Below are 8957 nucleotides of genomic sequence, written 5' to 3' on the forward strand. Positions count from 1 at the left end.
AATGCGTGCTGAATTATTTTATGATACGTGTAACGATAGAGCGATTCCTCTTTATTTAATTTCCCAAACACAATGGGATGAAGGTATTGATTCTTTTACTTCCGTAGAGCGGAATGGTTTTGCGTTAAAAGAATTTAAAGGAAAAATAGGAGATTTTTGCATCATCAATAATGCAGATGGATTAATTGATAAGGTTTATATAGGCTCAGGAGACGGAGTTCAAGAATTAGCCTTGGCCAATGCAGCCTTGCAATTGCCAGCGGGTACTTATGAAGTACAAAGCCCCACAACGCAAGAAGCTGCACTTTTTTGGGCGTTGGCACAATATCGTTTTGATGCCTATAAAAAGAATACCATGACGCCTCGGTGTTTGTTTATTGCAAAAAATGAGTTAGCTAATCTCTTGGCTTTGGCTGATGCGCATTTCTTAGTCCGCGATTTGATAAATACTCCAACAGATGATTTAGGCCCTAAAGAATTATCTGACGTCGTGGTACAACTTGCGCAAGCACACAATGCCAAATTTACTCAATGGGTTGGTGATGAATTACTGACCGAAAATTTTCCTGCCATTCACGCAGTGGGTCGTGCTGCTCATTCTGAACCACGCTTATTATCTCTCATTTGGGGAAAGGAGTCTCATCCTAAAGTTACTTTAGTGGGTAAGGGTGTTTGCTTTGACACTGGTGGCTTAGATATTAAATCAGCCTATGGCATGCGTTTAATGAAAAAAGACATGGGCGGTGCTGCACATGTGATTGGCTTGGCACAATGGATTATGGCACGACGCTTGCCTGTGCGTTTGCACATGTTAGTTCCTGCCGTGGAAAATGCCATTGGTCCAAATGCATTCAGACCAGGTGACATTTTAACCATGCGCAATGGGTTAACGGTTGAGGTGCATAATACTGATGCTGAAGGGCGTTTAGTATTGGCAGATGCTTTAACAAAAGCTTGTGAAGAACAACCTGACTTATTGATTGATTTTGCAACCTTAACCGGTGCGGCACGAGTTTCGGTGGGGACTGAAATATCGGCTTTTTTCACTAATAATGAAAAAATTGCTACCGAGATATCTTCTGTTGCCGAAAAAACCGCAGATCAAGTATGGCGCTTGCCTTTATTTTCTCCTTATGAAGATTATTTAAAATCCAATATCGCTGATATGGCCAATGCGAGTGATCATCCCTATGCGGGCGCTATTATTGCGAGTCTATTTTTACAGCATTTTATTGGTAAAATAACACCATGGGTACATTTTGATATTATGGCTTGGAGTGAGCGCAGTAAACCCGGTAAACCTGAAGGTGGTGAAGCGATGGGGTTACGTGTGGTGGCTGAATATTTATTAAGGACATATGGATAAAAAAGGAGCTCTTATGCTAGTCACTTTTCATTCGGATGCTTATGAAAACATCACGTATTTTGGTGATATTGCAGCACAGTTACTTACCTTGATGGGACACAGCGGTGCTATTCCAGGAGCCATTAAATCGCATGATCTTCCTCAAGCCCTAAACCATTTACAGCAGGGATTACAAAATAAGAACGTCTCCTCATCTCAGGAAGAAGATGATGAGGAGGAAGTCGAAATTGATCTGGTAAAACGTGCGATTCCTTTGGTTAATTTGCTCCAAGCATCAATTAAAAGTGATTGCGATGTATTATGGGATGCTCAAAGTTGAGTCTCAATGGAGACTCAACTATTTAATTGGATGTGTATATAATTCACAGCCTCTGGCCCGATATTCTCGATAATGTATTCTACTTTGCTCTTTTTCTGCTTCGATATTACTCACTAATTCCATGACGCGCTTAAACCGAGTGTAAAAAGGCGGAATTTGTGAGCTTAAATTTAATAAAATATCATTAAACCCTCTAGGTTCGTTCTTATATCCGATTTGAATTGGTGGTGGTGGCTCAGGGCCTTCACCTTGTAAATTATGAGGAACGAAACTGTCTTCTTTGAAGGTCCACAACAATTCATCAATCAGTTCAGCATCATGCTGGTTATTGCACAATACATAAACCTTATGCCCGCGAGCATAAGCTTTTTCCAAAAGACGACAGGCGATTAACCAACGCGCTTGCGGTTTTTCGCTTTCTAATAAATAAAAATCAACGCGAATTGGCTGCATGACGAATCAATTGAGTAAGTAAAAGAACAGGACGACCAGTTGCATTACGTTTCTTTCCAGAAATCCATGCTGTACCAGCAATATCTAAATGTGCCCAGCGATATTTTTCAGTAAAGCGAGATAAAAAGTACGCGGCAGTAATGCTACTGGCAGTGCGATCAAAACCAGCATTAATCATATCTGCTAATGAGCTATCAATGGCATCTTGATAATCCTCATCTAAAGGAAGACGCCAAACGCGATCATTGCTTTCTTTGGCGGCATCTTCAATGAGTTGAGCTAATTCATTATCTTTAGTCATCAAACCTGTAGCTACTGTTCCGAGTGCCACAATAATACCGCCAGTCAAGGTGGCAATATCAATAACAAATTTAGGGTTAAAACGTTCGGCATAGGTTAGTGCATCGGCTAAAACTAAACGGCCCTCAGCATCGGTATTTAAGATTTCAATAGTTTGCCCTGACATACTGGTGACAATATCTCCTGGTTTAACGGAAGAGCCATTGATCATATTTTCTGAACTGGCAATAATACCAACCACGTTAACTGGTAACTTTAATAGAGCACAGGCTTTAATAGTCCCTAAAACACTGGCAGCGCCACACATATCATACTTCATTTCATCCATAGCATTAGCTGGTTTTATGGACATACCTCCAGAGTCAAAAGTAATGCCTTTGCCAACCAATACAATTGGTGCTGCATCTTCAGATCCTTTGTATTGAATATCAATTAATCTTGGTGGTTGATCAGAGCCTTGGGCTACAGCTAATAAAGAGCCCATACCCATTTCGCGTAATTCTTCAGGCCTCATCACTTTACAGCTAATTTGTGAAAATTGCTTGGCAAGTTGGCTCGCCTGTTCACCTAGATAGGTTGGCGTACAAATATTTGCAGGTAGATTGGCAAGTGTACGGGTAAATTCAACACCTTCAGCAATCGCTCGTCCTGTCTCTAAGGCTTCTTTTTTTGCTTCAGGCAAGTAGAAATAGATTTGCTCCAATACGTGAGATTTAGCATTTTTCTTTTTAAAATCGAGCAATTGATAACATTGGTTGTCGGTTTGGATCAGCATTTGTTCGAGTTGCCACTCTGCTGAATAGTTTGGGAGTTGCGGTAAGCATAAAGTGGCTGACTTAAAACGTTGTTTAATAAGAGCCTCGGTAATCTCGCTCAGGCGTTTTTTTAATTGTGCAGGAGTAAATTTTTCTTTTTTACCGCATTGAATGATTAACAAACTATGCTCTTTAAGCTCTGTTTGCCAGATGGTATCGCCTGGTTCACTGGCTTTTTTTGATAATTTGCTAATTAAACCGTGATGTTCTTGATCTAATTGTTGCGCAACATCAGATAATTTCGTGTCAGAAAAAATGCCCAGAACTAGGCATTCACTCATTGATAGAGACGGTTTTGGAGTTAATCCGTAATTCATTATGTTTCCCATTTTTATTGTAAATAAAAAAACAGATTGAAGGTTAGCTTTAGCCCACCTTACGCTAATTTATGTGACATTATGGCAAAATTAAATAGAGCTAGTCTACTTAAACTGGTTTGACTTTGAAACTGCGTTTTTACAACTGTCTTTAGTGGGCTGTGTAGGGACAATAATTTGTACATTAATACCCTTAATTGTTGGGCTTGATAATACATTTTGCAAGTATTCGATTAGAGGTACATCAACAACTTTGGCGTATTGTGAAGAGGCTTGTCTAAAATATAGTTGATTCTTATCACGAATTGCAAATCCTAAATGAGAAATATTGAGCGCTGTGCCAATTTCATTACGCAGATCCCAATTGGGTCTGACGATTTCAATAATAGCACCATCAGGAATTTGTGCAAATAAATGCATATCAGGCTGATGATCTTTAGGAAATAGGACACTCAACGGAATATAGGGAACTGCTTCAGTTGCTGTAGTAGTTAATCGTGCTCCTTTAGCTTTTAATTCTGCCAGCCTTGCTTGTTGTTGCTTTTTATCTGCATTTTGTAAACGAATGGTTTCAATAGTTTTAAGCGCGTACCAGTTTGGCTTTTCAACTTGTGTGCTTGCTATTTTGGCAATGGGCTGATTATTTTTATCTTTAAATGAGAGAGTAATGTCTTTAAATAAACCTGTTTGCTGATGCTCGTTGTTCCAATCCAAACCAGTAAAATGCAAGCGGTTGATGTAGGAGATTGCTCCTTTATTGTAGCGCATCTCATTAATGCACTGCTGAAATGAGGGTAGAGAGCTTGCTAAAGCAAGAGATATCACTGTATTCACATAGGTATCACAGTCAAAGCCATCGAGGCGATAACGGGGAAATTGGTCATAACGAGCCTTAGGACCTTCACCTAAAGAACCTAAAATATAAGGGACGCCGAGGAATTGTTTACTAATCCAATCAATACGTTGTGTCATGGAAATATTCGGCATGTCGTTTAGCTTATGATATAGTTCCTCTATTGATGAATTCGCTTGTTTTTCCATGGCTGTAGAATCAAAGGCATAGCTGTAAAAACAAGCAAAAAAAGTGGTAACTATAGCAACGTTTTTTATACAAGTGGATGCAAATTTCATGATATTTATCTTAGGCTTGGATCGAAACATTGGCTATATGTTAACCTGTCTTAACGCTTGGAGGCAACAATGCTCAACATAATTTGGCTAGGTATGATACTGACTTCCATTATTGTCGGCATTATTGAAGGGCGTATTGATGAAGTAGCACGAGCGGTCATGGATTCTGCTAAGCTTGGATTTGAAATTGCTTTGGGTCTTGCAGGAATTATGTGTTTTTGGCTTGGAATTATGTCGATTGCCACTGAATCAGGCTTAATCAGGATCTTAAGTAATGTTTTGCGTCCGATCTTGCGACGGTTATTTCCCGATGTACCAACTGATCACCCCGCAATGGGGGGCATTGCCATGAATATTGCTGCGAATATGTTAGGTTTAGCTAATGCGGCAACGCCTTTTGGCTTACAAGCAATGAAGGAACTACAAACTTTAAATCATCATGCTAAGATTGCCACTAATTCTATGTGTACTTTTTTAGCGATTAATACTTCAAGTGTGCAATTAATTCCTGCTACAGCCATTGCTTATTTGGCCGCCAATGGCAGTACCGATCCAACTAGTGTGGTATTTAGCTCATTAATCGCAACAATTGTTTCAACAGCAGTTGCAATAATTACAGTGAAACAATTGGCTAAATTACCGATGTTTCGTATAAAACAGGCAGATAGCTTATGAGTGGAATCGCCAACCAATTATCAAACTGGTTGTTACTATTATTTGTGGTAGGTATTCCTTTCTATGCTGCAGTGATTAAAAAAATCAACGTGTTTGATGCGTTTATTATTGGCGCCAAGCAAGGCTTTGATACCGTTTTAAATATTTTACCTTACTTGATTGCTATGATGGTTGCCATTGGAATGTTGCGAGCTTCTGGATTTTTCACGTTGATGGAACGGCTACTGGCCCCTCTATTAGCGATGATTGGTATACCTTCTGAGGTATTACCATTGGCTTTGATTCGTCCGTTTTCTGGAAGTGCTGCAACCGGAATTATGGCTGAACTGATTCATCAATATGGCGGGAATTCTTTAATTGCTAAAACAGCAGCAACGATGATGGGAAGTACTGAAACTACGTTCTATGTTATTGCGGTATATTTTGGCTCTATTGGCATTCGTCGCACAAGGCATGCAATCCCTGCGGGCCTATTAGCTGATTTAGCGGGTATTATTGCTTCGGTAATCATTTGTCGTTATCTATTTGGTTAGAGTATCTCTTCCTAACTTCCGTGCAGCGACTGGTTGTTCCGCATTGTAGTGGGCCTGCAGTCGTAGTTGGGCCTTGGCCCAACAATACTTCCCATGAACATTTAACCTACTTTTTTATTATTTTTCTTACTATTTTGTGCAAGATCTGATTTTTCAAGAGTCTTTAAGTGTGCGAAAAGAGCACGAGTTCTTGCTCTAAATGAAGCCATTTCGCGTGCTGGAACTGGTGATGCAGTAGGTATATAAGTGGTTGTTGGATTTCTTGGTTTGTCATTGACATGTAACTCAAAATGGCAATGTGGCCCAGTTGCCAGACCAGTTTGTCCTACATAACCTATTATTTGACCACGGCGTATGTGACTACCTTTAGATAACCCTTTTTGGAATTTAAGCATGTGTCCATAAACCGTGCTATAGGTTTTATCATGCCTGATTTCAATCATATTGCCATAGCCATTATGACGGCCAATGGTTTTAATAACTCCATCACCCGTTGCCAGGATTGGTGTGCCAATGGGAGCGGCCAAATCGACCCCTTTGTGTGCCCTGCGATAATGCAAAATAGGATGATATCTTGATGCAGTAAAGGTTGAGCTGATATGGCTAAACTTTATTGGGTAACGAGAGAACGCTTTTTTAAAGCTTTCACCTTCAGGTGTATAGTAATCATGAGTTCCACTTCGACTAATATGGCGAACTGCTTGGGCAGTTTTTCCTTTACTCGTGTAACTCACAGCAATTACATCTCCAGTGCCAACGAGTTTATTAGCAACGTATTGTGCTTCGTAGGCAATGGAAAATCGATCTCCTGAACGAATGCCATGAGCAAAGTCAACTTGTTTGCTTAATACTGTGGTCATCTGCCGGATTAATTTGCTTGGTATTCCTAGGTGTTGTGCAGAAGTATAAAGTGAACCATTGACAGTACCAGTAACATAACGATCTTTAATGGTTACTTTTTTAGAGTCTATTTTCGTTTTATAAACCGCTCCGTCGCGATAAACAGTAAGTGTTTGAATGTCATTTATCGGAATAACAAGTTTTTCCAGTTTCTTCTTGTTAAGCAAGAATTGCAATTCCTGACTTGGTCTAATGGCAGTAAGGATCCTTGCATGAGGATTTTTATAAACTACTAAATGTAAATTTTGTGCACTTAATCCAAGACGGTGGAATATGGTAGCCATCGAGTCACCAGATTTTGGTTTGACAATTTGCCACACATTATCTTTTACTACTTTAGCAGTGCTTACTGCTTTAGCAACGATTTCTTTTTTTGCTGATTTTTCAGGTTGATTCGTTGTTGCTATTTGTTTGTGTGTCGCCACTATTTTAGCAGCTTTAACAGTGTGCTCTATGCTAATTGCGTTATTCTTCTTACTCAATTCTTCCGTAGCTTCTGCTTTTGGTCGTTCTGTGATTAAAGTTGTTTTTTGTTTCGGTAGTGAAATAGATTGAGTTAAATGATTATGATCATGATGAGAGAAGTTTTTCACGAGTACATAGGGGAGTGATAGAGCAATGATTAATGCAGAGCCCATTAATAGCTTGGATGGATTACCAGATTGTCTTGTTTGATTATAAGGTTTGTTATCCATTGTTTGCCTAGTTGTTGTCATCCATATGAATAAATTTGTTTGTTTTTTATTCAAAATCATGTGACAAATTATCTTAAATCACCTATAAGGTATGGCAGGAAATTGCCAACCGGGCTAAGATACTCGGTGTGAGAAGATAGGTCAATCATTTATAAAGGTTTTGATGCCATGATAGTTGAAGATTCAGTTTGTTCCGAATTAATGCGGGGGTGTGAAGAAGTTCTTCCACAACAAGAATTAGAGAAAAAATTGCAGAAAGGAATTCCTTTAAAAATAAAGGCAGGATTTGATCCAACGGCACCTGATTTGCATTTAGGGCATACTGTACTGTTAAATAAGTTAAGGCAGTTTCAACAATTTGGCCATGAGATCATTTTTTTAATTGGCGATTTCACGGCAATGATTGGCGACCCAACAGGTAAGAATGTCACTCGCTTGCCTTTAAGTAAAGAAACGGTTCTTGAAAATGCGAAAACTTATCAAGAGCAAGTATTTAAAATATTAGATCCGCAAAAAACAACCATTGTATTCAATTCACAATGGCTTGGTCAATTTAGTGCCGTTGATTTAATTCGTCTCGCAGCAACTCATACTGTAGCACGTATGCTTGAGCGAGATGATTTTAATAAACGTTTTACTAGCGGCCAGCCAATTGCTATTCACGAATTTTTATATCCATTATTACAAGGTTATGATTCCGTTGCATTGAAAGCAGACGTTGAATTTGGTGGTACTGATCAGAAATTTAATTTATTAATGGGGCGTGAATTACAAAAGCATTATGGCCTTGAACCACAAGTCATTATGATGACTCCTTTAATAGAAGGATTAGATGGCGTTAAGAAAATGTCTAAGTCTTTAGACAATTATATAGGCATTAACGAACCTGCTGCAGATATGTTTGGTAAAATTATGTCGATTTCAGATGAATTAATGTGGCGTTACATTAATTCATTAAGTTTTAAAACAGGCAGTGAGATTCACGCCTTAAAGAATTCTGTAGAGCAAGGCGCTAATCCACGAGATATAAAAATTGATTTTGCTAAAGAAATTGTTGCACGCTTCCATAATCAGTCGCAAGCAGAGCGGGCACACAAGGAATTTATTGAGCGTTTTCAAAAAGGCATTATTCCTGAAGACCTGGAAGAAATTACTATATCCAGTGAGCAACCAATTCCATTATCACAATTATTAAAGCAGATGAACTTGACCCAGAGTACTTCAGAGTCTATACGCATGGTCAAGCAAGGTGCTGTTAAGATAAATAATGATAAAATTGATGATGCAACATTGATATTGGACAAAGGAAACACATATATAATTCAAGTAGGGAAGCGTAGAATTGCCAAGCTGCGTTTACAATAAGCACTATTTTAAATTTTTTAAAAAAAAGCGAAAAAAGTGTTTGACATAGGAAGAGAAATCCGTAGAATACGCAGCACGCCTTAAGGGC

Annotated in this window: 9 protein-coding genes; 5 read left to right on the forward strand and 4 right to left on the reverse strand. The window is 38.9% G+C overall.

Going from position 1 to position 8957, the window contains the following annotated elements; translation table 11 throughout:
• Nucleotide 1: 1 nt before the first annotated feature.
• A complete protein-coding gene (locus tag QM652_RS09200; protein WP_415075053.1) occupies nucleotides 2–1366 on the forward strand; it encodes a leucyl aminopeptidase family protein in 1365 nt (454 codons plus the stop codon).
• Nucleotides 1367–1379: 13 nt separating this feature from the next.
• A complete protein-coding gene (locus QM652_RS09205) occupies nucleotides 1380–1685 on the forward strand; it encodes a DUF1840 domain-containing protein (protein WP_415075055.1) in 306 nt (101 codons plus the stop codon).
• Nucleotides 1686–1703: 18 nt separating this feature from the next.
• On the opposite strand, the gene QM652_RS09210 is transcribed toward QM652_RS09205, so the two are convergent.
• From QM652_RS09210 to QM652_RS09220, 3 genes are all read right to left on the reverse strand, one after another.
• Nucleotides 1704–2138, reverse strand: coding sequence for a DNA polymerase III subunit chi (locus tag QM652_RS09210; protein ID WP_415075057.1), 435 nt, complete (start codon nucleotides 2136–2138; stop codon nucleotides 1704–1706).
• On the reverse strand, nucleotides 2119–3570 hold the full coding sequence (locus tag QM652_RS09215; RefSeq protein ID WP_415075059.1) for a leucyl aminopeptidase: 1452 nt from the start codon (nucleotides 3568–3570) through the stop codon (nucleotides 2119–2121). The genes QM652_RS09210 and QM652_RS09215 overlap by 20 nt, the downstream gene beginning before the upstream one ends.
• Before the next feature lie 105 nt (nucleotides 3571–3675).
• Nucleotides 3676–4701: an N-acetylmuramoyl-L-alanine amidase-like domain-containing protein gene (locus tag QM652_RS09220; RefSeq protein WP_415075061.1), complete on the reverse strand. Its 1026-nt coding sequence runs from the start codon at nucleotides 4699–4701 to the stop codon at nucleotides 3676–3678.
• Between the two features lie 69 nt (nucleotides 4702–4770).
• Between QM652_RS09220 and QM652_RS09225 the strand changes: the two genes are divergently transcribed.
• Together QM652_RS09225 and QM652_RS09230 are read left to right on the forward strand one after the other, a co-directional pair.
• The gene (locus QM652_RS09225) at nucleotides 4771–5376 is read left to right on the forward strand and encodes a nucleoside recognition domain-containing protein (RefSeq protein ID WP_415075063.1); all 606 of its coding nucleotides are present in this window, start codon (nucleotides 4771–4773) and stop codon (nucleotides 5374–5376) included.
• Nucleotides 5373–5909, forward strand: coding sequence for a spore maturation protein (locus tag QM652_RS09230; RefSeq protein WP_415075065.1), 537 nt, complete (start codon nucleotides 5373–5375; stop codon nucleotides 5907–5909). The genes QM652_RS09225 and QM652_RS09230 overlap by 4 nt, the downstream gene beginning before the upstream one ends.
• A gap of 101 nt (nucleotides 5910–6010) precedes the next feature.
• Here QM652_RS09230 and QM652_RS09235 read toward each other — a convergent pair whose 3' ends face one another.
• On the reverse strand, nucleotides 6011–7504 hold the full coding sequence (locus QM652_RS09235) for a peptidoglycan DD-metalloendopeptidase family protein (RefSeq protein ID WP_415075067.1): 1494 nt from the start codon (nucleotides 7502–7504) through the stop codon (nucleotides 6011–6013).
• Nucleotides 7505–7672: 168 nt separating this feature from the next.
• On the opposite strand from QM652_RS09235, the gene tyrS reads away from it, so the two are divergent.
• Nucleotides 7673–8869, forward strand: a complete 1197-nt coding sequence (tyrS, locus tag QM652_RS09240; RefSeq protein WP_415075069.1) for a tyrosine--tRNA ligase — start codon at nucleotides 7673–7675, stop codon at nucleotides 8867–8869.
• Nucleotides 8870–8957 lie beyond the last annotated feature (88 nt).

This window comes from Legionella sp., from assembly GCF_047605385.1.
Lineage (GTDB): Bacteria > Pseudomonadota > Gammaproteobacteria > Legionellales > Legionellaceae > Legionella.

Excerpts from the sequence above, each read along its gene's own strand:
- QM652_RS09200 (WP_415075053.1), top strand. The coding sequence starts at position 2 with ATGCGTGCTGAATTATTTTATGATACGTGTAACGATAGAGCGATTCCT.
- QM652_RS09205 (WP_415075055.1), top strand. The coding sequence starts at position 1,380 with ATGCTAGTCACTTTTCATTCGGATGCTTATGAAAACATCACGTATTTT.
- QM652_RS09210 (WP_415075057.1), bottom strand. The coding sequence starts at position 2,138 with ATGCAGCCAATTCGCGTTGATTTTTATTTATTAGAAAGCGAAAAACCG.
- QM652_RS09215 (WP_415075059.1), bottom strand. The coding sequence starts at position 3,570 with ATGAATTACGGATTAACTCCAAAACCGTCTCTATCAATGAGTGAATGC.
- QM652_RS09220 (WP_415075061.1), bottom strand. The coding sequence starts at position 4,701 with ATGAAATTTGCATCCACTTGTATAAAAAACGTTGCTATAGTTACCACT.
- QM652_RS09225 (WP_415075063.1), top strand. The coding sequence starts at position 4,771 with ATGCTCAACATAATTTGGCTAGGTATGATACTGACTTCCATTATTGTC.
- QM652_RS09230 (WP_415075065.1), top strand. The coding sequence starts at position 5,373 with ATGAGTGGAATCGCCAACCAATTATCAAACTGGTTGTTACTATTATTT.
- QM652_RS09235 (WP_415075067.1), bottom strand. The coding sequence starts at position 7,504 with ATGGATAACAAACCTTATAATCAAACAAGACAATCTGGTAATCCATCC.
- tyrS (WP_415075069.1), top strand. The coding sequence starts at position 7,673 with ATGATAGTTGAAGATTCAGTTTGTTCCGAATTAATGCGGGGGTGTGAA.